The 26,267-nt window shown below is 62.8% G+C and carries 25 protein-coding genes and 1 pseudogene; 9 read left to right on the forward strand and 17 right to left on the reverse strand.

All coding sequences use genetic code 11. The annotated features are described in order from the left end of the window. Positions 1-23: 23 nt before the first annotated feature. Both X742_RS149850 and X742_RS149845 read left to right on the forward strand, forming a co-directional pair. On the forward strand, positions 24-860 hold the full coding sequence (locus X742_RS149850) for a glutathione S-transferase family protein (RefSeq protein WP_023773375.1): 837 nt from the start codon (positions 24-26) through the stop codon (positions 858-860). A gap of 166 nt (positions 861-1,026) precedes the next feature. Further along, a complete protein-coding gene (locus X742_RS149845; protein ID WP_023773376.1) occupies positions 1,027-1,734 on the forward strand; it encodes a LuxR C-terminal-related transcriptional regulator in 708 nt (235 codons plus the stop codon). A 13-nt stretch (positions 1,735-1,747) separates the two neighbouring features. Here the strand turns inward: X742_RS149845 and X742_RS149840 are convergent, their stop codons facing one another. From X742_RS149840 to X742_RS149830, 3 genes are all read right to left on the reverse strand, one after another. Then, entirely contained in the window at positions 1,748-2,851 is a 1,104-nt protein-coding gene (locus X742_RS149840) for a polyamine ABC transporter substrate-binding protein (RefSeq protein WP_023773377.1), read from the reverse strand. A gap of 69 nt (positions 2,852-2,920) precedes the next feature. Continuing rightward, the gene (gene aguA, locus X742_RS149835) at positions 2,921-4,027 is read right to left on the reverse strand and encodes an agmatine deiminase (RefSeq protein ID WP_023773378.1); all 1,107 of its coding nucleotides are present in this window, start codon (positions 4,025-4,027) and stop codon (positions 2,921-2,923) included. 156 nt (positions 4,028-4,183) lie between these two features. Beyond that, entirely contained in the window at positions 4,184-5,701 is a 1,518-nt protein-coding gene (locus X742_RS149830) for an alpha/beta hydrolase (RefSeq protein WP_023773379.1), read from the reverse strand. 193 nt (positions 5,702-5,894) lie between these two features. Here X742_RS149830 and X742_RS149825 point away from each other — a divergent pair, with 193 nt between their 5' ends. Then, a complete protein-coding gene (locus X742_RS149825) occupies positions 5,895-6,398 on the forward strand; it encodes an OsmC family protein (protein WP_023773380.1) in 504 nt (167 codons plus the stop codon). Between the two features lie 51 nt (positions 6,399-6,449). Here X742_RS149825 and X742_RS149820 read toward each other — a convergent pair whose 3' ends face one another. The 13 genes from X742_RS149820 to rpsF form a co-directional block, all read right to left on the reverse strand. Continuing rightward, positions 6,450-6,668 (reverse strand): hypothetical protein, encoded by a 219-nt coding sequence (locus X742_RS149820; RefSeq protein ID WP_015318519.1) that lies wholly within the window; start codon positions 6,666-6,668, stop codon positions 6,450-6,452. A 171-nt stretch (positions 6,669-6,839) separates the two neighbouring features. Beyond that, positions 6,840-7,481 carry a hypothetical protein gene (locus tag X742_RS149815; protein ID WP_023773381.1) on the reverse strand — a complete coding sequence of 214 codons (642 nt, stop codon included), beginning with the start codon at positions 7,479-7,481 and terminating at the stop codon, positions 6,840-6,842. A gap of 77 nt (positions 7,482-7,558) precedes the next feature. Beyond that, positions 7,559-8,299, reverse strand: a complete 741-nt coding sequence (locus tag X742_RS149810; RefSeq protein WP_023773382.1) for an SDR family NAD(P)-dependent oxidoreductase — start codon at positions 8,297-8,299, stop codon at positions 7,559-7,561. 48 nt (positions 8,300-8,347) lie between these two features. Continuing rightward, positions 8,348-9,817: an amidophosphoribosyltransferase gene (gene purF / locus X742_RS149805; RefSeq protein ID WP_023773383.1), complete on the reverse strand. Its 1,470-nt coding sequence runs from the start codon at positions 9,815-9,817 to the stop codon at positions 8,348-8,350. 104 nt (positions 9,818-9,921) lie between these two features. Further along, entirely contained in the window at positions 9,922-10,581 is a 660-nt protein-coding gene (locus tag X742_RS149800) for a CvpA family protein (RefSeq protein WP_023773384.1), read from the reverse strand. A 47-nt stretch (positions 10,582-10,628) separates the two neighbouring features. After that, positions 10,629-12,032, reverse strand: a complete 1,404-nt coding sequence (radA, locus tag X742_RS149795) for a DNA repair protein RadA (protein WP_023773385.1) — start codon at positions 12,030-12,032, stop codon at positions 10,629-10,631. A gap of 136 nt (positions 12,033-12,168) precedes the next feature. Beyond that, a complete protein-coding gene (locus tag X742_RS149790; protein ID WP_023773386.1) occupies positions 12,169-13,659 on the reverse strand; it encodes a replicative DNA helicase in 1,491 nt (496 codons plus the stop codon). Between the two features lie 245 nt (positions 13,660-13,904). After that, a complete protein-coding gene (locus X742_RS149785; RefSeq protein ID WP_023773387.1) occupies positions 13,905-14,870 on the reverse strand; it encodes a small ribosomal subunit Rsm22 family protein in 966 nt (321 codons plus the stop codon). A gap of 2 nt (positions 14,871-14,872) precedes the next feature. Continuing rightward, entirely contained in the window at positions 14,873-15,196 is a 324-nt protein-coding gene (locus tag X742_RS149780; RefSeq protein ID WP_023773388.1) for a YnfA family protein, read from the reverse strand. Between the two features lie 89 nt (positions 15,197-15,285). Continuing rightward, positions 15,286-16,578, reverse strand: coding sequence for a cyclopropane-fatty-acyl-phospholipid synthase family protein (locus X742_RS149775; protein ID WP_023773389.1), 1,293 nt, complete (start codon positions 16,576-16,578; stop codon positions 15,286-15,288). 177 nt (positions 16,579-16,755) lie between these two features. Then, entirely contained in the window at positions 16,756-17,340 is a 585-nt protein-coding gene (gene rplI, locus X742_RS149770) for a 50S ribosomal protein L9 (protein ID WP_023773390.1), read from the reverse strand. Positions 17,341-17,553: 213 nt separating this feature from the next. After that, a complete protein-coding gene (gene rpsR, locus X742_RS149765) occupies positions 17,554-17,802 on the reverse strand; it encodes a 30S ribosomal protein S18 (protein ID WP_006203718.1) in 249 nt (82 codons plus the stop codon). Beyond that, positions 17,802-18,290, reverse strand: coding sequence for a 30S ribosomal protein S6 (gene rpsF / locus X742_RS149760; protein ID WP_015318508.1), 489 nt, complete (start codon positions 18,288-18,290; stop codon positions 17,802-17,804). Before rpsF ends, rpsR begins: the two co-directional genes overlap by 1 nt. Before the next feature lie 459 nt (positions 18,291-18,749). Between rpsF and X742_RS149755 the strand changes: the two genes are divergently transcribed. Further along, positions 18,750-20,396 carry a pilus assembly protein gene (locus X742_RS149755; protein ID WP_023773391.1) on the forward strand — a complete coding sequence of 549 codons (1,647 nt, stop codon included), beginning with the start codon at positions 18,750-18,752 and terminating at the stop codon, positions 20,394-20,396. A gap of 52 nt (positions 20,397-20,448) precedes the next feature. Here the strand turns inward: X742_RS149755 and X742_RS149750 are convergent, their stop codons facing one another. Beyond that, positions 20,449-22,410, reverse strand: a complete 1,962-nt coding sequence (locus X742_RS149750; RefSeq protein ID WP_023773392.1) for an LTA synthase family protein — start codon at positions 22,408-22,410, stop codon at positions 20,449-20,451. 243 nt (positions 22,411-22,653) lie between these two features. Here X742_RS149750 and fabD point away from each other — a divergent pair, with 243 nt between their 5' ends. The 5 genes and pseudogenes from fabD to fabF all read left to right on the forward strand — a co-directional run bounded on the left by fabD (position 22,654) and on the right by fabF (position 26,263). Next, positions 22,654-23,604 carry an ACP S-malonyltransferase gene (gene fabD, locus X742_RS149745; protein WP_023773393.1) on the forward strand — a complete coding sequence of 317 codons (951 nt, stop codon included), beginning with the start codon at positions 22,654-22,656 and terminating at the stop codon, positions 23,602-23,604. A gap of 37 nt (positions 23,605-23,641) precedes the next feature. Continuing rightward, positions 23,642-23,749, forward strand: a pseudogene (locus tag X742_RS1000000175835) (type II toxin-antitoxin system RelE/ParE family toxin); the annotation flags it as partial. 31 nt (positions 23,750-23,780) lie between these two features. After that, positions 23,781-24,518: a 3-oxoacyl-[acyl-carrier-protein] reductase gene (gene fabG, locus X742_RS149740; RefSeq protein ID WP_023773395.1), complete on the forward strand. Its 738-nt coding sequence runs from the start codon at positions 23,781-23,783 to the stop codon at positions 24,516-24,518. A gap of 211 nt (positions 24,519-24,729) precedes the next feature. Continuing rightward, entirely contained in the window at positions 24,730-24,966 is a 237-nt protein-coding gene (locus tag X742_RS149735; protein ID WP_006203723.1) for an acyl carrier protein, read from the forward strand. A 34-nt stretch (positions 24,967-25,000) separates the two neighbouring features. Then, positions 25,001-26,263 (forward strand): beta-ketoacyl-ACP synthase II, encoded by a 1,263-nt coding sequence (gene fabF / locus X742_RS149730; RefSeq protein ID WP_023773396.1) that lies wholly within the window; start codon positions 25,001-25,003, stop codon positions 26,261-26,263. Positions 26,264-26,267 lie beyond the last annotated feature (4 nt).

Raw genomic sequence — 26,267 nt, forward strand, 5'->3', positions numbered from 1 at the left:
CTGAACAGGCAAGGGAGGAACACGTGGCAAAAGCAGTGACGAAGAGCGCAGGGAAACCGGCCGCCAAACCAGCGGCAAAAGCGACCGCAAAACCGGCGACCAAGATGGCGTCAAAGCCAGCCGCCGGCAAGACCGCGGCCAAGGCCAAGGCGAAACCGGCAAGGAAATCGGCGCTGACCATCAGCATGCTGAAGCCGAGCGTCAACAACATGACCGTTCGCGTCTTTGCCCGCGCCGCCGGACTCGACCATGCGGAGACCGATGCGTGGGGGCACACGCGCTCGCCCGAATACATGGCGCGCAATCCGGCCCACCTGACGCCGATGATCGAGGACAAGGGCCTGCCGCGCGGCGTGCTGTGGGAGAGCTGCGCCATCATGCAATATCTATCCAACAAGCATGGGCTGGAGAAATTCTACCCCAAGGCGCCAGCCAAGCGGGCGATGATAGACAGCGCCATGTTCTATCTGATCGGCACGCTCTATCCCTATGTCGCGCGCGCCACCTATCCCGCGCTCGGCTTCCCGCAATATGCCGGCGAAGTCGGTCATAGCGACGCCCACCCCGACAGGAAATCGGAAGCGCAGAAGGCCGCGGTCGCCGCCATTGCCGAACCGCTCGAGGTCTTCCACTCCTTCTTCCGCGACGGCAAGCCGTTCATCGGCGGCAAGAACCCGTCGATCGCCGACATCCGTCTTGCGGCGACGCTCGAATTCCTCGCTGTCATCGACTACGCCCTGCCCAAATGGGCGAAGGAATACGTGGCGGCGATGGAGAAGAAGCTCGGCAAGGCCTATGCTGGTCCGGCCGGCGACGTGCGCGGCTACATCGCCCATGTGAGATCGCAGGCTAAGGCGTGAGTTCAACCAGTCGATGGGGCGATGAGCTGCGGAAGCGGCCGCGGGACTGATCTCACCGGCGACGTCGCGGTTCCCCGCCAGCTTGAAGTTGGCGGGGCTTGCGTTAGTCTGGACGCGGATGCAGTCGAATTTTTCTCTCGACCGGCTTGAACGCTGGAGTGGTGGCGTGGCCGCCGCGGCCCTGGCGGCAACGCCCGAAGACTTGTCGGCCCGCTTCAGCGCGGCGGCAAGGGTGCTGCTTGGCTCGGATCGTGTCTATGTTGGCTTCTATCGTCGCGACATAACATCCCTGACCATCGACGATGCCGGACCCGATCGCTGGAACCGCGACTATGATGCGCGCGTCTATCGCCAGGATCCGTTCTTTCAGAGGTTCGCCAGCACCAGACGGGATTTCCTGCTGCCGTTGTCGGCTCTCAGCCAAGGCGATTTCGAGCGCACGCCGTATTATCGCGAATTCTACGGGCCCTCCGGCAGCTTCGATGAAATAACCGGTGTGTTCAACCTCGACGGACTGACCGCCGGCTATGTGACCTTTTTGCGCCGCGATGGCGCGCCGCGTTTTGGCGAGCATGATCTGGCTGTGGCCGGCGCTGCTTGCAGCGCGACAAAGCTCATTCTGCAAAGGCTGCTTCATTTGTGCCGTCTTCGGGACAAGGCTTCCGCAATCGAAGCCGCAGGGTCGCAACTCAGCGCCCGGGAAAGGCAGATCGCGCGGCTCCTGATCGAGGGTGGCAGCGCCAAGACGATTTCGCGAAACCTGTCGATTTCACCCGGCACCGTGCGCAACCACATCAAGCAGGTCTACCGCAAGCTCGGTGTGCACTCCCAAGTCGAGTTGCTGGCCGCCGGCTGGAAGGCCTCGCCCAACTGACGGTTCGCCAGCCTCACTGTCCCGTCACGACGCGTGTCCACATACGGTTTTGCAGTCGCAGCAGCTTTGCGTCGTTGTTCTCGACCACGAACAGCTTGGCCTTTACATCATCGGACGGGAAAACGCCGGGATCCTTTGCGACGGCCTGATCCATCAGCGGCAGGGATTCCGGGATGGCATTGGCATAGGAAACATAACTGGAATTGGCCGCTGCGATATCGGGCCGCAAGTTGAAATCGATCCAGGCCTGGGCATTCTCCGGATGCGGCGCATCCTTCGGCACGGCCATCGTATCGAAGTTTATCAGCGTGCCTTCCCTTGGAATGGAATATGCAATCTCCAGCTTCTTCGCGGATTCCGCCGCACGGGTCTTGGCCTGCAATATGTCGCCCGACCAGCCCAGCACGACACAGATGTCGCCATTCGCCAGGTCGTTGATGTATTTCGACGAGTGGAAGTAACGGATATAGGGCCGCACGTTGCCCATCAGCTCTTCGACCTTGGCGAGGTCGTCCGGACTGGTCGACCTGGGATCGATGTGGAGATAGTTCATAGCCATAGGAATGATCTCCGCCGGAGCATCGATCATGGCGACGCCGCAATCGGAGAATTTCTTGACGACGTCGACGTCGAAGACCATGGCGAAGGATCCTGTCGGCGCATCCGGCATCCGTTGTTTGACGGCAGCGACATTGTAGCCGATCCCATCTGTGACGGCCATGTAAGGCACGGCGTACAGGTTCTGCGGATCCGCGCCCGCGATCAGCGACAAGGCTTGCGGATCGATTTTCGAGTGGTTTGAAAGCTTCGATCTGTCGAGCCGCAGGAAAGCGCCTGCCTTCACCTGGTTCTTCAGGAACGGAAAGGCCGAGGGATAGACCACATCATATCCCGAGCCGCCGGTGAGCAGTTTCGTCTCAAGGACCTCGTTGCCGTCATAGACATCGTAGCGAACCTTGATACCTGTCTCCTTCTCGAATTTCTCAGCCGTGTCCGGCGCGATGTAGTCGGACCAGTTGTAGACGTTGACCACCTTCTCATCGTCCGCCCGGGCGACGCCGAAGCCGATAACGCAGGCAAGCGCGGCGGTCACGATTGGGAAGAGCAGAGCGCGCATGGGTATCTCCTTTTGCCGGGCGGGCCAATGCGGCGCACCGTTCTGATTTCGCTTCGGCACCCTTGCCGCTCAACGCCGTTGCGGCGCATAAACGGGTAAGGTGATACAGGCGACATTGCCGCCTCCGAGCAGAATTTCGCGGGAGTTCTCGATGCCGACGATCTTGTGGTCGGGAAACAGCGTGGCGAGCTGTTGCTTTGCCTTCCGGTCGAGATCGCAGCCGAATTCTGGCACGACCACGACGCTGTTGCCCGGATAATAGTTGATGTAACTCGCCGCGATCCGGTTGCCGGTCGGCCGCGCCCAGGTCGAATCGACCCGGTCCACGCTCTCGCTTTCTTCCATCGTCATCTCGATCGGCAGGGGATGGTGCAGCCGATGAACCTCCAGGCGACTGCCACGCGCGTCACGGGTCGAACGCAGCACCTCTTCGGCTTCGCGTACTATCTCATATTGCGGATCATCCCGCTCGTCGGTCCAGCTCAGCGCCACAACGCCCGGACGAACGAAGCAGCAGAGGTCGTCGACATGGCCATCCGTCTCGTCGAAAGCAAAACCGCGCGGCAGCCAGATGATTTTGTCGACGCCGAGATACTCGCCCAGCTGTTCTTCCACCTTCGCCTTTCCGAGATGGCCATTACGATTGCGATTGAGCAGGCACTGCTCGGTCGTGATGAGCGTACCTTGGCCATCGCATTGCAGTCCGCCGCCTTCGGCGATCAGCGGTGCGCGATAACGGTCCATCCTCTCGATATCGAGGATCTTTCGCGCCACGAGGTCGTCGAGATCCCAAGGCGAGTAGAGGCCGCCGTCGAAACCGCCATAGGCGTTGAAGATCCAATCGACGCCGCGCACTTCGCCTCGATCACTGACGACGAAATTAGGGCCACTGTCGCGCAGCCAGGAATCATTGGTGGACATTTCCACCACGCGCACCTGGCTGGGCAACCGCGCTCTTGCGTTCTGCCACTGGCGGCTGGACGCCACCACCGTCACCGGCTCGCTTTGCGCGATCGCCGCTGCGACATTGGCGAACAGCTTCTGCGCGGGCTTGGCGCCCAGCCGCCAGGTGTCCGGTCGTTCAGGCCAGATCAGCCAACAGGCCGATTTGGGCTCGAATTCGCCAGGCGCGCGAAACCCATCCTGCCTCGGTGTGGTCGAGAGCGTATGTGACATTGTGGACCGCCGGAAATGGAATGACGAAGCCTTGCCCGATCAGACGGTTTTGGGGCCTTGTCCGTCAATGTCCCATTTGGGACAGCTTGATCACCGCGCCCGCCACCGGGCCTGCATCGGAGCCTTGGTTGCCCGGGGGACTCGATGTCCTGTCGTTTACTGGGTTGCCTGGTAAAGCTCCGAAGCGGCCTGCTTCAGCGCGCGCCGTCCGTCGGGTTCGAGATACATCATGTGCCCACCTTCAACGACGTCGAGGCGGATCGGCCTGGCGCCGGCGAGCGACGGGATCTGGCTGACCAGATAACGCGATGCCAGATAGGGAGTAACGAGATCGGTGTAGCCGTTGACGATGACGACGCCCAGCGCGGGATTCAAGGACCGCGCCCGTTGCAGATCATCCATCACGCCGGCATAGCCCTGGCGCGAGGCGCTCGTCCCATAGTCCCAGTTGTGGCTGATGTCGCCGTTCAGCAAGCGGTAGCTGACATCGGTGCGAAAGTTCAGCTCGTCGCGCGCGTAAGCGACAAAGGCCGAGGTCAGCGCCGGCACACTACGGTCCAGCACCGGATCGGGGCCAGCGATACGGGCGCTCTGGGGAGCGATGTCCGCCGTCGCGATCATGCCGTCATAAGGGCTGAGCACCTTGCCCGTGGCACGGCCAAACTCCCGTGCGAAGAGCGAGGTCGGAACGCGGGCGAAGTTGCGGTGAACGAGGTCGAGAGGCAGGCCGGTGATCTCGGCCACGCGATCGCCCGCCAGCCGTCCGCCTTGCTCCAGCCCACTGGTGAGCGCACTGAGGTACTCGCCAAGTGCATAATGCTCGACCTCGGCGAGCTTTTTCCGCAATGTGTCGCCGTTGACGCCTTCACTGCGCAGGCGAACCGCGGCGAGGGAGGGTAGTTCGAGAGCCCAATGCAGCGGCTCGAATTCGTCGGGCTGCACCAGGGTGAATTCCAGCGCTGGCGAGATCAGCACGATGCCGCTCGGGCTGATGCCGATGTCTTCCTGCAGTGTCCTGGCAAGCAGTGCCGCCCGGAATCCGCCATAGCTCTCACCGGCGAGGAACAGCGGAGATCCCATGCGGCCGTTTTGGGCGAGATAGAGTCTGATGAAGGCGCCGATCGAACTGGCGTCCTGGCTGACGCCCCAGAAGTCGTGCGTATCCTGGCCGGGCGCCTCGCGGCTGTAGCCGGTTCCCACCGGGTCGACGAAGACGAGGTCGGTCATGTCGAGCCAACTGTCGGGATTGTCGATGAGTTTTTGCGGCGCGGGGAGGAATTCCCCGCCGGCTCCGGTCGCCACGATGCGCGGTCCGAGCGCGCCGAGATGCAGATAGGCTGAAGCGGCGCCCGGGCCGCCGTTGAACACGAAGGTGATTGGCCGCGGTGCTTCCGTCGCCACGCTCTCCCGTGGCTTCAGCGTATAGGCAACATAGAAGATCTCCGCCGTGACCTCGCCCTTCCCGGAGAGCAGCGGAAGCGTGCCGGCCTTTGCTTGATACTGCAGGCTGCGTCCGCCAATCGTGATCGAATGGTCGGTGATCTCAGGTGACGGCAGCAGTGAAAGCACGCCGCCCGCGGGTGCCGGCCGCTCCGTCGTTTCGGCCAGGAGAGGCTGCGCGAAGCCGGCAAGCATGAAGAGGACAAGGGAGACGAGTTTCAGCTTGGAACGCATGAGACCTCCGCGGAAAGGACTCCCGCATAGCTATGGCCGAGGCGAATGAAGTCAAAGGGAACAGACGGTGACGCGCCCAGTGCTGTTCCGCCGAAACCATTTCCTGACAGCCGGGGTCGTCATGTTCGGATTGCCTCACACGTCTCGCAGGACCATGCTATCACAGCAGAAAGCCGTTCTCGGAGGAACGAAAATGGACGCAACCGAGCTCAAGGCCATGCAGGCGCCGCTGAAGCAGGCCTACCGCGGCGACGCCACGCAAGCACTGATCACGCTAAGGGCAAAGGGCTCGATCGACGAACAGTCGGTGGCCTGCAAGGTGGAGACGGGCAGGGCGTTGGCAATCGCCGGCCTTCATCCGGCAACAGGCGGCTCGGGGCTCGAACTGTGCTCCGGTGACATGCTGCTCGAGGCGCTGGTGGCGTGCGCCGGGGTGACGCTGAAGGCAGTGGCGACGGCGCTCGAATTCAAGCTCGGCGCCGCTACCGTTGAAGCCGAAGGCGACCTTGATTTTCGCGGCACTCTTGGCGTCGCCAAGGATGCGCCGGTTGGCTTTCGCGCCATTCGGCTCAATTTCAATCTCGACACGGCGGAGCCACGGGAGCGCATCGATTCGCTGCTGAAGCTGACCGAGCGCTATTGCGTGGTGTTCCAGACCATCAACCAGAAGCCGGAACTGACGGTGAGCGCGCGGTGATGAATCACAAGGCCCGCGGCAGCGGTCGCGGGCCTTGTGAATACCTGATGCTTACTGAGCTGCCGGCTCTTCGGCGTCGCCTTCGTCGGTGAAGGGCGAGGCGCTCGGCACGCACTGCACGGACCAGCCGGCGGGTGTCGGCTGCTTCTGATACTCGGTGATGGCGGCGGTGCACTGTTCGCGCTTGTCGAAGGTGCTGGGCAGCACGACCATGCCGCCCTGCGGGCCGGCGATTACCAGATACCAGACCAATGCTGCGGTCGTAGCCATGGAGTTTTCCTTGTTCTGCCCAGCTCGGGCTCTCGTTGCAGGAGTCGTTCGATCCTAACAACTCCTCGGAAATGACGAAAGCATGACCGCCCAGCGGCCTTCTCGCCTCAGATCACAGCCGCGTGATGATGCGTCGGGTTTTCTAGCCGGCGTGTTGCCCTCCACTATGGTTCAGTTGGTCGCAAAACAATAGAACAGGCCGTCGCCGCCTGTGCCTTTCAGCGCCTCCTGGCTGCAGCCGCCACGCGAGGCATGCGAGGAATTCCACGACTTCGCCGCCGCCGAATCGTCGAGACCGGTGCGGTCGTGATGGCCCATCATCGCCGCCCCTTCGGAGCCGCTCATCGTCCAGTCGCCGCAGGTCTGGTCGGCGATCCTGGTGCCGTCGGGCTTGGAGCCGGTCAGCATGTCGTGCCGGTTGGGCGTATCGCCGCGGCCGTTGACCGTTTCACCCTTCTCGTTCAGCGCGGTCTGCTTGGTGATGCCGTTGGCGTCGCCGTGCAGCGAGGCGATATCATCGGCGATCTTGGTGCCCTTGGCGTTGAACCAGGGACCCTTGCCGATGCGATCGCGCGCATCCTCCGCGCTGGTCGAGAGATAGGCGTGCCATGTCTTGCCGGTGACGCCGGCGGCTTCCGCCAGCGACGCGCAATAGGCATCCGCGCCCTTCAGCCCGCCGAGATCGGCCCCCTTGCCGGAGCCGACGCTGGTGACGAAGAAACTCATCTTGGCATCTTGGGAAACGGCCACACCGACCGTAGCTCCAAGAGCGGTGGTAAGGGCGGTGGCGGCAACGATGGCGAGTCTTGGCATGTCGGTCCTCCGGTTTCGAATGTCCTACGTCGGAAGAACGTAGCCGAAGGCTGTTTTAATCCGTTTCGAACCGGCTTTTATTCCGGTTGCCGGTAGGCGACGAAGCGGTTGTGCTTGGCCTGGAAGATCAGCCCGGTCTCTTTGAGGTCCGGGCTGGCCAGCGGCACGATGCGTTTGGCGATCTCGGAGGGGTGCGGCAATGTCTCGGGATCCTCACCGGGCACGGCTTGCGCGCGCATCGCGGTGCGGGTGGCGCCGGGATCGGCTGCATTGACGCGCAGCGGCAGGCTTTGCGTCTCATGCGCCCAGGAGCGCATCATGGTCTCCACCGCCGCCTTCGATGCCGCGTAAGGCGCCCAGAAGGCGCGCGCCGAATGCGCCACGTTGGACGACAGGATAATCACCCGGCCGGCATCCGAAAGCCGCAGCAGCGGGTCGACCGAACGGATCAGCCGCCAGGTCGAGGTGACGTTGATGGTCATCACCTTTTCGAAGGTCTTGGCCTCGACATGGCCGATCGGCGAGATGACGCCAAGCACGCCGGCATTGGCGACGAGGATGTCGAGCTTGCCCCAGCGCTCGTGGATGGCGCCGCCCAGCCGGTCGATGCCGGCCATGTCGGCGAGATCAAGCGGCACCAATGTCGCCTGGCCGCCGGCCGCCTTGATCTGGTCGTCGAGTTCTTCCAGCCCGCCGACGGTGCGGGCAACCGCGATGACATGCGCGCCGGCGGCAGCCAATTCCCTGGCGATGAAATAGCCAATGCCGCGCGAGGCGCCGGTGACGACCGCAACGCGGCCGGTAAGGTCGAGGGTCATGCGATGGCTTCCGGAACTCTGGCTAAGGCTGATGACAATCCGGCAATTCTACGCCCCGCTTGTCGCCAGCAGCGACAGCGTGCGCACATTGTCGTGGCCTTCGAAGTCGAGCAGGCGGGTCGGATACTGGCCGGTGAAGCACGCGTCGCAGAACTGCGGCTGCTCATCGTCGCGGCTCGCCTCGCCGACGGCGCGGTAGAGCCCGTTGATCGACAGGAAACCGAGCGAATCGACCCGAATGAACTCGGCCATCTCTTCCACCGACATGCGCGAAGCCAGCAGCTTCGACTTCTCCGGCGTGTCGACGCCATAGAAGCATGATGCGCTGGTCGGCGGCGAGGCGATGCGCATGTGCACTTCCTTGGCGCCGGCGTCCCGCACCATCTGCACGATCTTCTGGCTGGTGGTGCCGCGCACGATGCTGTCGTCGACCAGCACCACGCGCTTGCCCTCGATCATGCGGCGATTGGCGTTGTGCTTGAGCTTGACGCCCATATGGCGGATCGAATCGCCGGGCTGGATGAAGGTGCGGCCGACATAGTGGTTGCGGATGATGCCGAGTTCGAAGGGAATGCCCGCCGCCTGGCTGAATCCGATTGCCGCCGGCGTGCCCGAGTCCGGCACCGGTACGACGATATCGGCGTCGACCGGATTTTCCTGCGCCAGTTCCGCGCCGATGCGCTTGCGCACCTCATAGACATTGCGGCCCTCGACCGAGGAGTCGGGTCGGGCGAAATAGACATATTCGAAGATGCAGAAGCGAGTCTTCTGCGGTTCGAACGGGAACAGGCTCTCAATGCCCTTGGAGGTGACGACGACCATCTCGCCGGGCTTCAGGTCGCGCACGAAACGCGCGCCGATGATGTCGAGCGCACAGGTCTCGGAGGCCAGGATCCAGGCGCCGTCGAGATCGCCCAGCACCAGCGGGCGGATGCCGAGCGGATCGCGGCAGCCGATCATCTTCTTGGCCGTCATCGCCACCAGCGAGAAGGCGCCCTCGACCTGGCGCACCGCGTCGATGAAGCGCGAGTTGAGGTCGCGCTCCTTGCTGGTCGCGACCAGATGCAAAAGCGTCTCGGTGTCGGAGGTGGAGGAGAAGATCGCGCCTTGTTTCTGCAGCGCGCGCTGTACCGTCATGGCGTTGGTGAGGTTGCCGTTATGGGCGACGGCAAAGCCGCCATCGGCCAATTCGGCGAAGAAGGGTTGGATGTTGCGCATGCCGGCGCCGCCGGTGGTCGCGTAGCGCGTATGGCCGATGGCGCGGTTGCCTTGCAGGCTGTCGATGACGCGCTGCTTGGTGAAGGTGTCGCCGATCAGGCCGACATGGCGTTCGACATGGAATTGGGTGCCGTCATAGGAGACGATGCCGGCCGCTTCCTGACCTCGATGCTGCAGCGCATGCAGGCCGAGTGTGACGATGGCCGCCGCGTCCTGCCGGCCAAAGATGCCGAACACGCCGCACTCGTCATGGAAATGATCGTCAGCCTCGGCGGAAAGCACGTCGTCTGCGTCTGCCATCTTAAGCTCCGCTAAAATCGCCATATAAGGCGGTCGCGCGTCGAAAGCAACGCACTGCATGCGATCGTTCACATGGATCGATCGTCAGACGCCGCGTTCGGACCTCAGTTGGCGGGCGCTGGCGCCGGCTTGGCGGTGTTGTCGGCAGGACCGGCGTCGTTGTCATCGGGCGCTGGCGCATTGGCGTCGTCGCCGCCGGCTGGTGCATCCGCCGCCGGTGCGTCGGGCGCGACGGGCGTCTCGACGGCCGGCTGATTCGGATTGAGCTTCTTGAGGATGGCGTTTTCCGGGTCCTCTGGCAGCAGGCTCTCGAGCTTGGCGCCGATCTGTTCCAGCAGCGGCCGCGACTTGGCTTCCGTGACCCAGGCCGGGGCCTTGGCGCCGGCCAGCCAGTTGAAGAACAGCAACGCCACCGCGACGACCAGGACGCCGCGCGCGGCGCCGTAGAGGAAGCCGAGCGTGCGGTCGAGGGCGCCGATGCGCGAATCGATGATCCAGTCGGCAAGCTTCATGGTGATGACCGAAACCACGATCAGCGCGATGATGAAGACCACGCCTGCGGCCGCCGCCATGGCGATCTTCTCATTGTCGACATAGGGCTTCAGGTAGGGCAGGACCGGTTTGTAGAAGAAGAAGGCCGCCGCCGCCGCCGCCGCCCAGGAGACGACCGAAAGCACCTCGCGCGAAAAGCCGCGAACCATGGCGAGCATCGCCGAGACCAGGGTGAAGCCGACGAGAATTCCGTCAAGCAGCGTAATCGGCATGTCTTTGGCCCCACTCCGATCTCTTGTTCACGACTCGACGAGCCGCGTCATTCTTCATCGTCGGCACGGCCCCGCCGTGAGCCGGCTATGCGCGCCACGAGGTCGGCAAGCTCGGTCGGTTGGAAAGCGCCGGCCCCGATCCCCCCAGCAAGTTCCTCGCTGCCCAAGGGCAGAACCGCGCTACCAAAACCCAGCTTTTCGGCTTCCTTGAGACGCTGCTGCGCATGCGCCACCGGCCTCACCGCGCCCGAAAGGCTGATTTCGCCGAAATAGACGCAATCGGCGGGGAGGGCAAGACCAGTGAGCGAGGAAACCAGTGCGGCTGCGACCGCGAGATCGGCTGCCGGCTCGCTGATGCGGTAGCCGCCGGCGACGTTGAGGTAGACGTCATGCTGCCCGAAACGGACACCGCAATGCGCTTCCAGCACTGCCAGGATCATCGACAGCCGCGCGCCGTCCCAGCCGACCACCGCCCGGCGCGGGGTGCCAAGCGAGGAGGCCGCGACCAGTGCCTGGATTTCGACCAGAACCGGCCTGGTGCCTTCCATGCCGGCGAAAACCGCTGCTCCCGGCGATTTCGCGTGCCGTTCGCCAAGGAAAAGCTCGGATGGATTGGAGACCTCGCGCAGACCTTTGTCCGACATTTCGAAGACCCCGATCTCGTCGGTCGGTCCGAAGCGGTTCTTCACCGTGCGCAGGATGCGGAAGTGGTGGCCGCCTTCGCCCTCGAAATAGAGCACGCCGTCAACCATGTGCTCGACCACGCGCGGACCCGCGATCTGGCCTTCCTTGGTGACATGGCCGACCAGCACGATGGCGGCACCCGTGGATTTCGCGTAGCGGATCATCGCCTGGGCGGCGGCGCGCACCTGTGTGACGGTGCCTGGCGCCGAATCGGCCAAGTCGGTCCACAGCGTCTGGATCGAATCGAGGATGACCAGATCGGGCCGCTTGCCGTCGGCGATCGTGGCAAGGATATCCTCGACATTGGTCTCGGCCGCGAGTTCAACCGGGGCCGAGGCGACGCCGAGCCTCTGCGCACGCAGCCTGATCTGGGCAACTGCCTCTTCGCCCGAGACATAGACGATGCGATGGCCCTTGGAGGCAAGGGCGGCCGCGGCCTGGGTGAGCAGCGTCGATTTGCCGATACCGGGATCGCCGCCGACCAGAAGTGCCGAGCCCCGAACGAAACCGCCACCAGTGGCGCGGTCGAGTTCACCGATGCCTGAGATGATACGCGGCGCGTCCTCGATATCGCCCGAAAGCGTTGTCAGCACCACCGCGCGGCCCTTGCGGGCATTGCGCGTGTTGGCAGGGCCCGAGCCGATGCCGCCAGATGTGCCTTCCTCGACCAGCGTGTTCCACTCGCCGCAGGCATCGCATTTGCCGGCCCAGCGCTGATGCACCGAACCGCAATTCTGGCAGATGAACTGGACGCGGGATTTGACCACGCTTTACCTTCCCGCCCGCCGGCGGGCGCCGCGCGCGACAGCCAATCTCCCCCCATGTAGAGGAGATGTCCGGCAGGACAGAGGGCGGCGCAGAGCGTCGAGACCCGTTGCTATCGGCGAGGTCGCTGGCAAGAGGCTACTCAAACCTTTCCGCGATATGGTGCTCTTCCGCGAGATCGGAGAAGCGGGTGAATTCGCCGTGGAAGGCGAGCGTGACAGAGCCAGTCGGCCCATGGCGCTGCTTGGCCACGATCACCTCGGCCTTGCCGCGCATCTCGTTCATGTCGTTTTCCCACTTGACGTATTCCTCGGTGCCGAGCTTCGGCTCGCGGTTCTTGAGGTAATATTCCTCGCGATAGACGAACATGACGACGTCGGCGTCCTGCTCGATCGAACCGGATTCGCGCAGGTCGGAGAGCTGCGGGCGCTTGTCGTCGCGGCTTTCGACCTGACGCGAGAGCTGCGACAGCGCGATGATCGGCACGGCCAGCTCCTTGGCCAGAGCCTTCAGGCCCGTGGTGATCTCGGTGATTTCCTGCACGCGGTTCTGCGAAGACTTGGCGGATGAACCCTGCATCAGCTGAATATAGTCGATGACGATCAGGTCTAGGCCGCGCTGGCGCTTCAGACGACGCGCACGGGCAGACAACTGGGCAATGGAAATACCGCCGGTCTGGTCGATGAACAGCGGGATCTTCTGCATGGTCTGAGAACAGGCGACCAGCTTTTCGAAGTCCATTTCGCTGATTTCGCCGCGGCGGATCTTGGAGGACGAGATTTCCGTCTGTTCGGAAATGATGCGGGTTGCGAGCTGTTCGGACGACATTTCGAGCGAGAAAAAACCGACCACGCCGCCATTGGCCGCCTTGAATGAGCCATCGGCCTGCTGCGCCGGCTCATACATCTCGGCGATGTTGAAGGCGATGTTGGTGGCGAGTGATGTCTTGCCCATGCCTGGACGGCCGGCGATGATGATCAGATCGGACGACTGCAGGCCGCCCATGCGGCGGTCGAGATCGCGCATGCCGGTGGCGAGGCCCGATAGACCGCCGTCACGCATATAGGCGGCGTTGGCCATGTCGACCGCGGTCTTGACCGCGTCGGTGAAGCTCTCGAAGCCGCCGTCATAGCGCCCGGTCTCGGCCAGCTCGAACAGGCGGCGCTCCGCGTCCTCGATCTGTTCGGAAGGCGACATGTCGACAGGGGCGTCATAAGCGATGTTGACCATGTCCTCGCCGACGGTGATCAGCGCCCGGCGCGTCGCCAGATCATAAATGGCGCGGCCGTAGTCGGTGGCGTTGACGACGGTGACGGCTTCCACCGCCAGCCGCACCACATACTGCGCTACCGTCATGTCGCCGACCTTTTCGTCGGCGGGCAGGAAGGTCTTGAGCGTGATCGGCGTCGCCGCCTTGCCCATCCGGATCAGCTCGGCCGCGACATCGTAGATCTTGCGGTGCAGGGGTTCGTAGAAATGGCCGGACTTCAGGAAGTCGGACACCCGGTAGAAGGCGTCGTTGTTGACGAGTATAGCGCCAAGCAGCGCCTGCTCGGCCTCGATGTTGTTGGGCGATTCGCGATAGAGCGGTTGCTCCGCCACGCTGAATTTTCGTGCTGCCTCTGCCATGATGTCCCCGATTTCAATCCCCGTCTGTCGATATCAGAACTGGACAAGTCAGTGCTGACTTATCTGCAACAGCCCGTGAAGAAGCGGCTTTGGTACGCGCGATTCACAGCCAAAATTTTTCGGTGGAAAGAATCGCAATTGACTCGAATCGAGAGTTGCGAACTTAGCATTTTTCGCAGGAGAACAAAACAGGAAAGTGAGCGCTGCTGACACCGCATTGCAAGGCTGTCGCGTCTCTTTCATCCTCATGCCATTGAATCGCCCCAATCCGCCCGCCGCGCCACCTTGAACGCGTCACCGTCGCGCTTGGTGAAGAGCCTTTCGCTGGCGCTGCCGTTTGCCTCGCAAAGCTTGAGCACGACCTTGCCGGAACCGGATTTCGGCGGCGCGACGACCCGCGCGGCGCGGAAGGCAGCCGGCTGGCGCGAAGCGGCGACATAGATGAATTTCTCATCTTCCCACGGTACTTCCGCCTCTTTGGCCAGGCGGTGCAGGCGCGAGCGGGCGACGCGGCGGGAAAAGTGGCACCAGTCCGGCGGTTTGAGCGGGCAGGGCGCCTCGTGCGGACAGGGCGCCAGCACATGCGCGCCGGCCGCGATCAATTGTGCGCGTACAGCTAGAATGCGCAGCCAGCCCGCCGGCGTGCCCGGCTCGACAATCAACAGCGTGTCCCTGGTGAGTTGCCATAGCCGGTCGACCAGTTTGGGCAGGGACGCCGGCGCGATCTCGTCCAGCACATAGGCGCATGTGACGAGGTCGGCGGACTGGAGGTCGGCAATGTCCGTCGTGACATCGCCGGCCCGCCAGACGGTCCGCGCCGTGATCGCATCGGCGGCAAGCGTCTCACCGACCTTGCGTACCGCGGCACTCGCCTCAAGCAGCGTGGCCAGTTCCAGTTCAGGCCAGAGATCACTGGTGGCCCAAAGCACGGTGCCGGGGCCGGCGCCGACGTCGAGCAAGGTCGCGGGTGCGAAATCCGGCCGGGCTTCGGCGAGCGCATCGAGGCTGGCGCGGACCGCGGCGTAGGTCGCCGGCATCCGCGTCGCCAGATAGGCCTTGACCGCCATGTCCTGCGCCATATGCAGCCGACCGTCGCGCAATTCGGCGCGGTAGCGGTCGGACAGGGTTTTCGCCGCCTGTTTCAGGTCCGGCAGCGGCACCTTTTCCAAAAGGCGATCGACAGCCTGCCGAAGAGCGGCCGGCAGCTCCACGGCTATGCCCCTCTCGGTGCAAGCAGGATGATCGAGGCGCCAGCCATGCAGAGCGCCGCGCCGGCAAGGTCCCAGCGATCTGGCCGCACGCCCTCGGCCAGCCACAACCAGGCGAGCGAGGCAGCGATGTAGATACCGCCATACGCGGCATAGGCGCGGCCGGCCGCATTGGTGCCGACCAACGCCACAAGCCAGGCGAACACAATCAGAGAGGCAAAGCCAGGCAGCAGCCAGAGCGGCGACTTCTCCAGCCGCCACCACGCCCACACCGAAAAGCAGCCGGCGATCTCGGCAAGCGCCGCGGCTGTGTAGAGGAGATAGGTCATGAAAAGGGCCTCGCGACGATCACGAGGCCCTTTTCGGGGCAGGAGCCTGCAATGGCAAGCGCCAATAATGCGTCCCGTCAGCGCTGTCCCTATTCCGCCACCTTGCGTCGGCGGGCGGGCTTGGCGGACTTCTCGACAGGAGCCGCCTCGCGGCGGCCCATGTCACGCAACTCCAGCGCCTTCTCGCATTTGCCCATATAGTCGCGCGTCATCGGCAGCGTGTCGTTCTTCTTGGTGATCTGGAACTGGAAAATCACCAAGTCCTGCCAACGGAAGGCAGCTTCCGAGGCGGCCAGATAGAACTCCCACATGCGGCAGAAACGTTCGTCATAGATCGCCTTTGCCTTGTCCCGGTTGGCGGCGAAGCGCTGGCCCCAATGCTTCAGCGTGTCGGCATAATGAAGCCGCAGGATCTCGACGTCGGTGACCACGAGGCCGGACTTTTCGATCGCCGGCAGCACCTCGGACATTGCCGGGATGTAACCGCCCGGGAAAATATACTTGCGGATGAAGGCGCTGGTCGCCCAAGGCACGCCGGAGCGGCCGATCGTGTGCAAAAGCATGACGCCATCAGGCTTCAGCAATGTTGCCGCCTTGTCGAAGAAGGTGCGGTAATGGTTGACCCCGACATGCTCGAACATGCCGACCGAGACAATGCGGTCGAAGCGTTCGTTGAGCTCGCGATAGTCCTTCAATTCGAAATGGACGTGGTTTTCCAGCGCTTGCGCATGGGCCCGGTCGGTGGCGACGCCATGCTGTTCCGTCGACAGCGTCACGCCCTGCACGTCGACATCGAAGGCCTTGGCCAGATAGAGGCCGAGCCCGCCCCAGCCAGAGCCGATGTCGAGCACCGTCTGGCCGGCCTTCAGCCTGAGCTTGGCGGCGATATGACGTTTCTTTGCGGCCTGCGCCTCGTCGAGCGTCATGTCCGGCTGCTCGAAATAGGCACAGGAATACTGCATGTCCTCATCGAGGAAGAGCCGGTAAAGCTCGCCCGACAGATCGTAGTGGCGTTGCACGTTGCGGCGCGAGCGCGCGGCGGTGTTGATCTGCTGTAGGCGGCGGAAGGCGTGGCGAAGGCCCTCAATGGCTTTCGACCATGTCGCGTCGATGCCGCCGCTGCCCATGTTCTGGAAGGCAATGCGCATCAGTCCGAGCACGCCGCCTTCCAGAATGTCCAGCTCGCCGTCCATGTAGGATTCAGGCACCGCCAGCATCGGATCGAAGGTGATGGCGCGCTCGGCATGGCGGGTCTTGATGTGCATGTGCACCAGCTCGCCGCTGCCGTCGCCGAAGATGAATGTCGTGCCTTTCGGCCCGGTTACCTTGAGACTGCCCGTGCGCACAAGGCGGTCGAGAACGCGCTTCAACAGAATATTCATGGTCCGGTGTCCCCTCACGGTCAGACAGGCTGTCCTACTCTGCATCAATATATAGGGTTTCGAAAAGTTCCTTTTGGCACAAAAATGCCCGGGCGAGAGGCCCGGGCATTGGTCCAGAAATGACTGGAAATCGACAGCATGATCGGAGCGCCGGTCCGGCGCTCGGAGCGCATGTGATCAGGCGTTTTCTTCGCCGCCTTCGAACTCGGCATTCGGATCGAAGAAGTTTTCCGGCCGCGCATTGTCGTTGATGTCGTCGCCATAAATGGCTTCGGCGGTGGTCAGCGTCTCGCCCTTGGACTGGCGCTCGGCTTCGTCAGCCGTGCGGGCGATGTTGAGGGTGATGGTGACTTCGACTTCCGGATGCAGCGCGATCGCCACATTGGTGACACCGATGGTCTTGATTGGCTGGTTGAGCTGGATCTGGTTGCGGTTGACCGTGAAGCCTTCCGCGATCAGCAGGTCGGCGATGTCGCGCGTCGACACCGAACCGTAGAGCTGACCGGTTTCACCAGCCGAGCGAACGGCGATGAAGCTCTTGCCGTCGAGCTTTTCGGCAACCTCTGCGGCTTCCGACTTGCGCTCGAGGTTGCGGGCTTCGAGCTGGGCGCGCTGGCCTTCGAACTTCTTTTTGTTGGCTTCGTTGGCGCGCAACGCCTTGCCCTGCGGCAGCAGGAAGTTGCGGGCAAAACCGTCCTTGACCTTGACGGTATCGCCCATCTGGCCGAGGCGGGAGACGCGTTCGAGAAGGATGACGTCCATGATTATGTTCCTTTTGGTTGGGCGTCCGCCCACAAGGCCGACGCCGAATTCTCTGGAACAGGTCAGGAAGCAAAAGGGCGTTGCCGCCGGTGTCGCTGTCCTGCCTGTCGCGGCAGTTAGAGGTATTGACCTCAACTCGGGATTTGACGCTAACCGGTCATGCCCGTCATGGCCGGTGACAGGAACGGGCGGCGAACCGCCCGTTCGGAAGACTTAGCGAACCACGTAGGGCAGCAGGCCGAGGAAACGGGCGCGCTTGATCGCCTTGGCGAGCTCGCGCTGCTTCTTCTGGCTGACGGCGGTGATGCGCGACGGCACGATCTTGCCGCGCTCGGAAATGTAGCGCTGCAAAAGACGCACGTCCTTGTAGTCGATCTTCGGGGCGTTGGCGCCGGAGAACGGGCAGGTCTTGCGGCGGCGATGGAAAGGGCGCCGGGTCGGGATCTGGTTGATGTCGACCATTATTCTGCACCCCCTTCAAAACCTTCGCGCGGACGGCGCGGACCACGGTCGCCGCCTTCGCGATCGCCGAACGAACGCGGGCCACGATCGCCGCGGTCGCCGAAGCTGCGGGCCGGCCGATCGCCACGGTCGCGATCGCCGAAGCCACCGCGCTCGGAGCGCTCTTCGCGCTTCTGCATCATGGCCGAAGGGCCTTCCTCATGCGCCTCGACCTTGATGGTCAGGAAACGCAGCACGTCCTCGGACAGACCCATCTGGCGCTCCATCTCGTTGAGCGCTGCCGGCGGGCAGGTGAGGTCCATCAGCGTGTAGTATGCCTTCCGGTTCTTGTTGACCCGGTAGGTGAGGGACTTCAGTCCCCAGTTCTCGACCCGGCCGACGGACCCGCCATTCGCTGAGATGACACCCTTGTACTGTTCGACAAGCGCATCGACCTGCTGCTGCGAGAGGTCCTGCCGGGCAAGAAACACATGTTCGTAAAGAGCCATTATGGTTCAGTGCCTTTCTTCGTTTCTCTCCCGGTTCCCGGCGGCAAAAGCCTCTGCAACTTCTCTGACCCGCATGTGCCTCAAAGGCGCGGGGAAGAAAGGAGCATGACGAGACGGTCGAGAGCGGAGACACGGGAGGCGGAAGCGCTTCTGGCTTCACACGAAGGTTTTCAAAAAACCTCCGGCCCTCCGTTCAGCCCCCAGCTGGGACCGGCAGATTGGCGGCGTCTATAAACCAATCCGCTGATAAAGCAAGGCCAAGCGCCATTCCCTGATGTCGCAGGCCGCAAGGACGAGGTGGCAGCGCCGGCAAGGCCTGGCGATTTCCCGGCAACCGGCCCTTAACCACAATGTCAGGTTGTGCAGGGTTGAGCCACGCCGTCAACGGTCGATTCATCATGCAAGGCGCAAAAGCCCGATAACCGCGCATATCGAGCGGCAAGCATTTGCGGGGTAAGGATGCTTCTCAACAGATTCTGGCGCTCGAAGAGCGGCAATTTCGCGCTTCTGATGGGATTGGGGCTGCCGGCCATTCTGTCGGCCGTGGCCTTCGCGACCGACGTCTCGACCATGATGCGGGCAAAGAGCAACCTGCAGAATGCACTCGATGCGGCAAATCTTGCCTCTTCCCATCTTGGCGATCTGGACATTACCCGCACCGATGCTTTCGACCGCTATTTCCAGGCCAACATCGCCGGGCATGGCGAACTCGTCAACGCCAAGGCGACCCTGGCCGTCGACCGGGGCGTCAATTTCATCAAGACCAAGGCGGTGGCCTCGGCCGACGTCGGCTTGAATTTCGCTTTCCTGTTTGGTCAGAGCAAGCACATCGTGGTCGATGCCTCGGCGGTCGAATCGAACAATCAGCTCGAAGTCGTGCTGGTGCTGGACAATACCGGTTCTATGGCAGGCGTCCGCATTGCCGCGCTGAGAACAGCGACGAAATCGTTGCTGGACACGCTTGAAGCGACAAAGTCGCCGACGCGCGAGGTCCGCGCCTCGCTGGTTCCTTTCGTCACGGCCGTCAACGTCAATGGCGACGAATTCGATCCGTCATGGGTCGACATGGACGGTAAATCCTCAACCAATGGCGTCAATTTCCCAGTCGTAGATGGCAAGCGGCCCAATCATATGGCGCTGTTCAAGCAGCTCAAGGAGAATGGATGGACCGAGCCCGGATGGAACGGCACAGGATGGAAGGGCTGCGTCGAGGCGCGACCGGGCGCTTACAATATTTCGGACACCCCACCCGATCCGGCCAAACCCGACTCTCTGTTCGTTCCGTATTTTGCACCGGACGACCCGGAAGATGCCCAGATGCCGTCAGCGTCCTATGGCAATTCGGCTAAATATTACAATAACTCCTATCTGGACGACGTCAGCGACAAGGCCAAGCTCGCCAAGCAGAAAGGCAACCTCCTGCGTATCGATTTCAGTGATCTTCTTGGCGATGTGTTGGCGCCTGGAAATTCCGCCAAGGAAAAGATCGCCAAATATGTCGCGCCCGCCAGGGAACTCATCACCGAGACCGGCTCCGCCATCACCGTAGGCCCGAACCGTGCGTGTCCGACACCGGTGGTTCCCCTGACCGGCGATTTCGACAAACTGCGCAAGGCAGCCAGTCAGATGACTGAGTGGAACGGCTCGGGGACCAATGTTTCCGAAGGCCTGTCATGGGGCATGCGCGTGCTCTCGCCTGGCGCGCCGTACACCGACGGCGCGCCATGGAAAACACCAGGCGTTAGCAAGATCGTGCTGCTGCTCACCGACGGCGAGAATGTCGTTTATGGCGCCAGCGAACAGCCAACCAAATCCGACTACACATCTTATGGCTATCTCGCGGGTGGCCGTTTCGGATCGGACAACCAGACGGCAGCGGCGCGCAACGTCGACGGGTGGACCAAGAGCGTCTGCACTCAATTGAAGGATGAGGGCGTGCAAATCTACACCATGGTGCTACAATCCGACACCGCCGCCAACCGCACCCTTTACAGCGCCTGCGCCTCGACCCCCAGCGACTATTATGCCGTCAACGATCCGGCCAAGCTGCCGAACGTGTTTCTGCAGATCGCCAACAAATTTTCGAAGCTGCAACTGACGAACTGAGTTGGCTGATCCGAAGGCGGGCGGCAGGGAAATCAATTGCCCGCCGATCGGTTCAACTCGTATGGGCGACGACCTTGTCGACCGTTTCGGGGAAGAAGTCGGGCGCGGCATCGCGCTTGCCGAACATCATGTCATACTGGATCAGCTGGAAATCGCGGATCGCCGGGTCGATCTCCTTCTGACGCGACCAGTCGGGCGTGGCCGCGCCGGCCGGGGTGAGCAGCAGGTTGCGGTCGACAACGCGATAGCGCTCCCGCATCTCGCCCAGGAAGCCGGTGTAGTAAGGATGGGTGATGCCGGCGGCGGTGAGGATATGATAGGGCAGGAACGCGGGGCTGACCGTGCCCAGGTTCTCGACCGGGCCCGAGCGGTTCGACCAGATGATCAGCGGTGTCGCGTGATGTTCGAGGGCGGCTTCCGGCGTCGGTTCCTTGCGCGGTGCGACGTTGTCCTTCAGGAAGCCGGTCTCGACATAGACCGGTCCGAGCGGCGGCAGGTGGTCACCGAAAAACGCGACAATCGTCGGCCGCTCGCGCGTCTTGGCCCATTCGATCAGCCGTTCAAGGCCGCGGTCCGCGTCGGCTGAACCTTCGGCGTAAGAGAGCAGCGAGTCGCGCGCCCACTGGCTGATCGGCGCTTGCACCGAATGGGTCGGGTTCGAATAACGGTTCGGTTCATAGGGGCCGTGGTTCTGCAGGCTAACGGCGAAGAAGAACACCGGGTCCTCGCTGGCGTCCGCTTCGCGTATGATCTCGTCGGTCATCGCCGCGTCGGATGCCAGCGGTCCGCGCTTTTCCATGGGCGGCAGCGTCTCTTCCGATTTGAAGTCGTTGAAACCGAAATCGGCATAGACCGCCCCGCGGTTCCAGAACCAGTTCGTGCCTGGATGGATGGCGCGCGCCCTATAGCCTTCGCTCTTCAAGAAGGTCGCCATCGACGGCGTCGGGGTGCGGACATATTGCTGGTAGGGGATGCTGCCGGCCGGCAGGAAAGCATTGGAAAAGCCGGTCAGCGCTTCGAATTCGATGTTGGCGGTCATGCCGCCGAATTCGGGCGAGAACATCGAGCCCGAGCGGAGCGCCCGCACATTGGGCATCGGATCGGGGTTAATGGTGACTCCGGGCAGCTTGGTTGGATCCCAGAAGGATTCGCTCATGACGATGATGATGTCCGGCTTCTGGGCCGGCACCGAGGCGGTCACCTCGGGCCGCTCGATCGCCGCGATCGCCTTGTCGGAATAGCCCGGCGGTGCCGAGACATGCGCCATCGGCACGTTGAGCGCGAAGGCGAGCGCGAAGCCGTTGGAGGCGTAGTTTTCCTTCTGGTCCCACATGATCGGGATGATCTGCAGCCGGTCCCTGGTCCACGAGAAGGTGGCGTAATCCATGATCGAGACGAAGAAGGCGAGCAGCGGCACCGCCAACGTCAGCCGGGCAAGGCGGCCCTTGCGGCTGAGGGCCGGAATCTTGCGGCGCCATAGCCGCCAGCCATAGACGAGCAGGGACAGGCCGGCGACGATGCCCGCGACCATGGCCAGCGCCGTCATTGGCCGCTCACGCACCAAGAGCGGCAACAGGGCGAAGATCTGGCGGGCGTAGAGGAAGTCCGTCGGGTAGAGGGGATCGCCGAGATAATGCGACTTCTGGTGGCCGACAAAGGCCAGCGACAGGGTCAGCGGCGCAACGATCATCAGGCTCTGATGACTGCGGCCGAGCACCGCGTCGAGACCGATCAGGACCAGCGCGAAGACGACGATGGTTGTCCAGCCCGGCTTGAACGGCTGCAGGAAGAAGGAAACGGTGCCGGCGATATCACCGCGCACGATCAATTCGATGGCGAACACTAGGACGGCCGAGATCGCTAGGCTGATCAGCCAGTAGCGGACAACAGGCCATCTACGACCCGGCAGATAGCCGGTGGACGGATCGTCTTCCAGGAACTGCGGCGCCGCGTTGCCGGCACGTTTGAAACTCTTTGCCACTTTAACTTCCCGCCCGAAGACAACCCACGTCATTCGATTGTCATATAATTGTCACGCAAAGCTAGCGCCTGTGGCGGAAATAAGAAGAGCCAGCGAACGATTCGTGAGCGGTTTTCATCAGGTGTGATCGCCAAAAAGCCTTTCGGAACAGGCACTCACACAGGGATGGGCCCATTGCCATGGGCTGAAGTGGCTTGACTTGGCGGCCTGCCTTGCGTCACAGGCAGGAAAAATTCGTAGTATCAGGCAAGCAAAACCAGTCAGGGGAGCCCTCGCATGGCCGTTGCATTCACCTTTCCGGGACAGGGTAGCCAGGCTGTCGGCATGGGCAAGGATCTTGCCGATGCCTTTCCCGAGGCACGCAGGATTTTCCAGGAAGTCGATGACGCGCTCGGTGAAAACCTGTCGAAGCTGATCTGGGAAGGTCCCGAAGAGACGTTGACGCTGACGGCCAATGCGCAGCCGGCGCTGATGGCGGTGTCGCTGGCGGCGATCAGGGCGCTGGAAACGCGCGGTTTCTCGCTGAAGGACAAGATCGCTTATGTCGCCGGCCATTCGCTGGGCGAATATTCGGCACTCGCCGCCGCCGGCTTCGTTTCCGTTGCCGATGCCGCCCGTCTGCTGCGCATCCGCGGCAACGCCATGCAGGCAGCGGTGCCGGCCGGCGAGGGCGCCATGGCGGCGATCATCGGGTTGGAGCAGGCCGATGTCGAAGCCGCCTGCGTTGAGGCCGCCCTGGGGGCTGGCAAGGGGGCCGTCTGCCAGGTGGCGAACGACAATGGCGGCGGCCAACTGGTCATATCGGGGGCGAAGGCGGCGGTTGAACTGGCAGCGAAACTGTGCACCGCAAAAGGCGCCAAACGGGCGCTGATGCTGCAGGTTTCGGCGCCCTTCCATTCCGCGCTGATGACGCCGGCGGCCAATGTCATGCGTGAGGCACTTGCCGGCGTGACAACGACCGCGCCCATCGTTCCCGTGGTGTCCAACGTATCGGTGCAGCCGTCCACCGATCCTGACGGGATCGCCGGGCGCCTGGTCGAGCAGGTGACCGGTCGCGTCCGCTGGCGCGAAACGGTGGAATGGTTCGGCGCCAACGGCGTCACCACGCTTTACGAGATCGGTGCCGGCAAGGTGCTTTCAGGATTGGCTCGTCGCATCAACCGCGACATCGCCACCGCCTCCGTGGGTTCCGCAGCCGAGGTGGAGGCGGCTGTGGCTGCGCTGTGACTTGAATTCTTCGCCGCCGACATCTTCTTTGACGACTTTTTGGAGATATCGGATTGGGGATTACCGCGTAATCTGCGATGTACAGGACAGGCGGCTGGTCATTCTGGTGGTAACGATTGGCCATCGGGGTGATGTTTATCGATAACCGTCCGTACGATTTGAGAAGAGGACAAGAGATGTTCGAACTGACCGGCCGCAAGGCGCTTGTCACCGGCGCATCGGGGGGCATCGGCGAGGCGATCGCCAGGGTGTTGCATGCGCAAGGCGCGACCGTCGGCCTGCACGGCACGCGCGTCGAGAAACTGGAGACGCTGGCCTCCGAACTGGGCGACCGGGTCAAGCTGTTCCCGGCCAACCTGTCGAACCGTGACGAGGTCAAGGCACTCGGCCACAAGGCGGAGGCCGATCTGGAGGGCGTCGACATCCTGGTTAACAATGCCGGCATCACCAAGGACGGCCTGTTCGTGCGCATGTCGGACACCGACTGGGATACGGTGCTGGAGGTCAATCTCACCGCCGTTTTCCGGCTGACCCGTGAACTCACTCACCCGATGATGCGCCGCCGCCATGGCCGCATCATCAACATCACTTCGGTGGTCGGGGTGACCGGCAATCCCGGCCAGGCGAATTACTGCGCCTCCAAGGCCGGCATGATCGGCTTGTCCAAATCGCTGGCGCAGGAGATCGCCACCCGCAACATCACCGTCAACTGCGTCGCGCCGGGCTTCATCGAATCGGCAATGACCGACAAGCTCAATGACAAGCAGAAAGAGGCGATCATGGCGGCCATCCCCACCAGGCGCATGGGCACCAGTGCCGAAGTGGCATCCGCCGTTGCCTATCTGGCTTCGAATGAGGCAGCCTACGTAACCGGGCAGACCATTCATGTGAATGGCGGTATGGCGATGATCTGAGCGAGGTCCGAGAGCAACACCGACGGGCTGTGAAAACCCACCATTTCGGCTTGGACCTCGGCTATTTTTCGTGTAATGCGGCCCGCAACCCGGCGGTTCGGGCAAAACCGGTCCGTGGCCGTTGCGTTTCCGGCAGGACCATCTTTCAGCTTGATTAGCGGCATTCCGCCCGCTAACGAAGACAGACAAACAAAAGACGAGGATGCCCCAAATGAGTGACACCGCAGAGCGCGTCAAGAAGATCGTCATCGAGCACCTTGGCGTCGATGCCGACAAAGTGACGGAGCAGGCGAGCTTCATCGATGATCTGGGCGCTGACAGCCTCGACACAGTTGAACTCGTCATGGCGTTCGAAGAAGAATTCGGCGTCGAGATCCCCGATGACGCGGCCGAGACCATCCTGACGGTCGGCGATGCGGTGAAGTACATCGACAAGGCTTCGGCCTGACGCTTTTCGCAGTCGTCACCGGGGAGGACCTGCGATGAGGCGTGTCGTCGTCACGGGCCTTGGCCTGGTTTCGCCGTTCGGTATGGGCTTCGAGCACGGCTGGAAGGAACTGCTGACCGGCCGCAGCGCTGCCAAGCGCGTCACCGAGTTCGAGGTGGACGATCTTGCCTGCAAGATCGCCCACGTCATTCCGCGCGGCGACGGCTCCAACGGCACGCTCAATCCCGAAGCCATTCTTGAGCCGAAGGAACTTCGCAAGATCGGCGACTTCATCCTGTACGGGATCGCGGCCGCCGATGAAGCGCTGAAGGATTCGGGCTGGCAGCCTTCAACCGAGGAGGAGCGTTGCGCCACCGGTGTGCTGATCGGCTCCGGTATCGGCGGTCTTGAGGGCATCGCCGAGAATGCGATCATCCTCAAGGAACGCGGCCCGCGCCGCATCAGCCCGTTCTTCATTCCCGGAAACATCATCAATCTCGTTTCGGGCCAGGTTTCGATCCGGCACGGGTTGAAAGGCCCCAACCACGCTGTCGTCACCGCTTGCTCGACCGGTGCGCACGCCATTGGAGACGCCGCCCGGCTGATCATCTTCGGCGATGCCGACATCATGCTGGCTGGCGGCGCCGAATCGCCGGTGACCCGGCTGTCGCTCGCCGGCTTCGCCGCGTGCCGGGCGCTGTCGACCGAGCGCAACGATACCCCGCAAACGGCCTCGCGGCCCTATGACCGCGACCGTGACGGCTTCGTCATGGGCGAGGGCGCCGGCGTCCTCGTGCTGGAGGAGCTCGAGCATGCCAAGGCGCGCGGCGCCAAGATCTATGCCGAGGTGACCGGCTACGGCCTGACCGGCGACGCCTATCACATCACCGCACCGGCTGAAGATGGCGACGGCGCTTTCCGTTGCATGACGGCGGCATTGAACCGGGCAAAGCTTACGCCGGCCGATGTCGACTACATCAATGCGCACGGCACCTCGACCATGGCCGATACGATCGAACTCGGCGCTGTCGAGCGGCTGGTCGGCGATGCGGCGTCGAAGATCTCGATGTCGTCGACCAAATCGTCGATCGGCCATTTGCTGGGAGCGGCAGGCGCGGCCGAGGCGATCTTTTCGATCCTCGCCATCCGCGACAATATCGCACCGGCGACCATCAACCTCGACAATCCAGAACGCGAAACCGCGATCGACCTGGTGCCGAACAAGCCACGCGCCCGCCAGATCGACGTGGCACTGTCCAATTCCTTCGGCTTCGGCGGCACCAACGCCTCGCTCGTCTTCCAGCGGTATAATGGCTGANGCT

This window comes from Mesorhizobium sp. LNHC229A00 (assembly GCF_000502415.1).
Lineage (GTDB): Bacteria > Pseudomonadota > Alphaproteobacteria > Rhizobiales > Rhizobiaceae > Mesorhizobium.

What these genes read in the sequence shown, in the direction of transcription:
- X742_RS149840 (WP_023773377.1), bottom strand. Translation starts at nt 2,851, where the DNA reads ATGCGCGCTCTGCTCTTCCCAATCGTGACCGCCGCGCTTGCCTGCGTT.
- aguA (WP_023773378.1), bottom strand. Translation starts at nt 4,027, where the DNA reads ATGTCACATACGCTCTCGACCACACCGAGGCAGGATGGGTTTCGCGCG.
- X742_RS149830 (WP_023773379.1), bottom strand. Translation starts at nt 5,701, where the DNA reads ATGCGTTCCAAGCTGAAACTCGTCTCCCTTGTCCTCTTCATGCTTGCC.
- X742_RS149825 (WP_023773380.1), top strand. Translation starts at nt 5,895, where the DNA reads ATGGACGCAACCGAGCTCAAGGCCATGCAGGCGCCGCTGAAGCAGGCC.
- X742_RS149820 (WP_015318519.1), bottom strand. Translation starts at nt 6,668, where the DNA reads ATGGCTACGACCGCAGCATTGGTCTGGTATCTGGTAATCGCCGGCCCG.
- X742_RS149815 (WP_023773381.1), bottom strand. Translation starts at nt 7,481, where the DNA reads ATGCCAAGACTCGCCATCGTTGCCGCCACCGCCCTTACCACCGCTCTT.
- X742_RS149810 (WP_023773382.1), bottom strand. Translation starts at nt 8,299, where the DNA reads ATGACCCTCGACCTTACCGGCCGCGTTGCGGTCGTCACCGGCGCCTCG.
- purF (WP_023773383.1), bottom strand. Translation starts at nt 9,817, where the DNA reads ATGGCAGACGCAGACGACGTGCTTTCCGCCGAGGCTGACGATCATTTC.
- X742_RS149800 (WP_023773384.1), bottom strand. Translation starts at nt 10,581, where the DNA reads ATGCCGATTACGCTGCTTGACGGAATTCTCGTCGGCTTCACCCTGGTC.
- X742_RS149790 (WP_023773386.1), bottom strand. Translation starts at nt 13,659, where the DNA reads ATGGCAGAGGCAGCACGAAAATTCAGCGTGGCGGAGCAACCGCTCTAT.
- X742_RS149780 (WP_023773388.1), bottom strand. Translation starts at nt 15,196, where the DNA reads ATGACCTATCTCCTCTACACAGCCGCGGCGCTTGCCGAGATCGCCGGC.
- X742_RS149775 (WP_023773389.1), bottom strand. Translation starts at nt 16,578, where the DNA reads ATGAATATTCTGTTGAAGCGCGTTCTCGACCGCCTTGTGCGCACGGGC.
- rplI (WP_023773390.1), bottom strand. Translation starts at nt 17,340, where the DNA reads ATGGACGTCATCCTTCTCGAACGCGTCTCCCGCCTCGGCCAGATGGGC.
- rpsR (WP_006203718.1), bottom strand. Translation starts at nt 17,802, where the DNA reads ATGGTCGACATCAACCAGATCCCGACCCGGCGCCCTTTCCATCGCCGC.
- rpsF (WP_015318508.1), bottom strand. Translation starts at nt 18,290, where the DNA reads ATGGCTCTTTACGAACATGTGTTTCTTGCCCGGCAGGACCTCTCGCAG.
- X742_RS149755 (WP_023773391.1), top strand. Translation starts at nt 18,750, where the DNA reads ATGCTTCTCAACAGATTCTGGCGCTCGAAGAGCGGCAATTTCGCGCTT.
- X742_RS149750 (WP_023773392.1), bottom strand. Translation starts at nt 22,410, where the DNA reads ATGACGTGGGTTGTCTTCGGGCGGGAAGTTAAAGTGGCAAAGAGTTTC.
- fabD (WP_023773393.1), top strand. Translation starts at nt 22,654, where the DNA reads ATGGCCGTTGCATTCACCTTTCCGGGACAGGGTAGCCAGGCTGTCGGC.
- fabG (WP_023773395.1), top strand. Translation starts at nt 23,781, where the DNA reads ATGTTCGAACTGACCGGCCGCAAGGCGCTTGTCACCGGCGCATCGGGG.
- X742_RS149735 (WP_006203723.1), top strand. Translation starts at nt 24,730, where the DNA reads ATGAGTGACACCGCAGAGCGCGTCAAGAAGATCGTCATCGAGCACCTT.
- fabF (WP_023773396.1), top strand. Translation starts at nt 25,001, where the DNA reads ATGAGGCGTGTCGTCGTCACGGGCCTTGGCCTGGTTTCGCCGTTCGGT.